Here is a 2003-nt window from a genome sequence, read left to right as displayed (position 1 = left end):
GCGCGTCAGTGCAAGGCGGGCCAGCCAGTCCTGGGCGCGCCGGAACTCGGTGGAAGGGGTCTTTAAAAACTTCAGCCGGGCTGGTATGTTGGAAAAAAGATCACGCACCTCCACCAGCGTTCCCCTGTGCAGGGCCGCCGGGCCGGAGCTTTTGAGCAGCCCGTGTTCCACCTCTACCCGGTGGGCCGCAGCCTGCCCCGCAGCGTCCCGAACGGCGGAGGTTATGGTAAAGCGCGAGACCGAGGCGATGCTCGGCAAAGCCTCGCCCCGGAAGCCATAGGAGAGGATACGCTCAAGGTCTTCCAGGCAGCTTATTTTGCTGGTGGCATGGCGGGTGACGGCCAGCTCAAGGTCTTCCGCAGGAATGCCGCAGCCGTCGTCCTGTACACTGATACGGCTTTGCCCGCCGTTTTCAAGGCAGACATCAATCTGACAGGCCTGGGCATCCAGGCTGTTTTCCACCAGTTCTTTCAACACGCTGGCGGGCCGTTCAACCACTTCGCCGGCAGCGATCTGGTTGCGCAGCTCGGGCGGCAGCAGGCGTATATGACTATTTTTTTCAGACATGGTTTCAGTGTATGCGCCCCTGTGCGGCATGGCAAGCGGCGGCGCAGGCCGGGAAAAAACGCTCCCGCAGGACGGCGCAGGGCTTGCCTTGCCGCCAGGGGTGCTTATGTATGGAAGGCAAGGCTTAAAAGGCGCGACGCCGCAAACACGCAGGTAAGCGCAGCGCGCCGGATGCTGAGGGAGGAAACAATGCACGAAAACATCATGAAAGCCATTGCCGAACCTTTGCGCGGCCCCTTGTCGCCCAAGGGCTATGACCCTGAACTTCTGTATGTGGAATGCGGCCGCTGCGGTTCACCCGTCATGTGGGAACAGGGCAAGGCCACAGATATTCTTGGAATAGCGGGCATCGACCCGCTGGAGCTGGACTCATCCTGCCTGCTGGTTACCGATGCCTGCCCCCTTTGCGGCGGCAAGGGCCACTATACGGTTCAGATTTTTCGCGTCAGCGGCGACACGCAAACACGCCGCCCGCCCTATTTCGGCAATGCGTAGACTGCGGCGGGATACCCCACCCGCCCGATCCCAAGGCCGCCGGTTCATGTGCCCGGCGGCCTTTTCTGTTCTCCGGGCTGGCCGCCCCGCGGGCATACGGATATTCCCGACCGCCGAACCGGGCGCAGCGCGGCATACCCCCATTTTTTCAGGGAGCTGTTCAGAGCCGTTTCACGTTGAAAGCCCTCTGGCTATTGCGTGAGCAAACGCCTCTGTTCACGCCGATAAGTGCTGCCATGAGCGCTCTTGAACGCTGGGAATGCGCATCCTCACAGGTACTGCTCCGGAACAGTTCCGCCTTGCGATTGATTTAGAGCAATTTCACTTTGAAATTGCTCTGGCGGCTACGTGAGCAGTCGCCCGCCGCAAAGATGCAAGCGCAATTTACTTGCGCGGTTAAGCATCGAAGCGAGCGTGACTTAAACTTTGAGAATGTACATTCTCAAAGTTAATCTGCTCTAACGGCGGGAAAAACCCGCCCGAGCCAAGCTCACGGGCCGTATCTGAAGGACCGCGCCTGATTCCCGCGCTTGGCGGGCTGTGCCTGCACGCATTCAAAAAAAGTCATGCCGCCGGAAAGGTTTTTCGGCGGCATGACTTTTTTGCGGCAAAAACAGTTTTATGCAGATGGCGGGAAGTCACATGACGCACCTGCCCGGCAACGCTTCGGCTCAGGCGTACTTGCGGGTAATTTCGTCACCGGCCTTTTCCACATCCTCGCGCATTTTCGCGCGGGCGGCGGAAAGCTTCCGACTCAGTTCGGCGTCCGTCAGGGCCAGTATCTGGGCCGCAAGCCAGGCCGCATTGCGCGCCCCGGCCTTGTCGAGGGCCACCGTGGCTACAGGAAATCCGGGAGGCATCTGCACCGTTGCAAGCAGGGCGTCCATGCCGCCAAGAGCCACGCCGGACACGGGAATGCCAATGACCGGGCGCGTGGTGCG

General features: G+C 60.6%; 3 protein-coding genes. 1 reads left to right on the top strand and 2 read right to left on the bottom strand.

What is annotated here, in order from left to right:
- Positions 1 to 567, bottom strand: a 567-nt coding sequence (gene mutL, locus V6C07_RS05040) for a DNA mismatch repair endonuclease MutL (RefSeq protein ID WP_333535272.1), incomplete at its 3' end; no start/stop codon positions are given.
- A 189-nt stretch (positions 568 to 756) separates the two neighbouring features.
- On the opposite strand from mutL, the gene V6C07_RS05035 reads away from it, so the two are divergent.
- On the top strand, positions 757 to 1062 hold the full coding sequence (locus tag V6C07_RS05035) for a hypothetical protein (RefSeq protein ID WP_333535271.1): 306 nt from the start codon (positions 757 to 759) through the stop codon (positions 1060 to 1062).
- A 671-nt stretch (positions 1063 to 1733) separates the two neighbouring features.
- On the opposite strand, the gene V6C07_RS05030 is transcribed toward V6C07_RS05035, so the two are convergent.
- On the bottom strand, positions 1734 to 2003 hold a 270-nt coding region (locus tag V6C07_RS05030), incomplete at its 5' end, for an AIR carboxylase family protein (protein WP_333535270.1).

Origin of the sequence: Desulfovibrio sp. 1214_IL3152 (assembly GCF_036763055.1) — a bacterium.
In the GTDB taxonomy this organism is placed as follows: Bacteria; Desulfobacterota; Desulfovibrionia; order Desulfovibrionales; family Desulfovibrionaceae; genus Desulfovibrio.
Note: the sequence above shows the minus strand (reverse complement) of the source record. Positions and strands in the feature narration are given on the sequence as shown.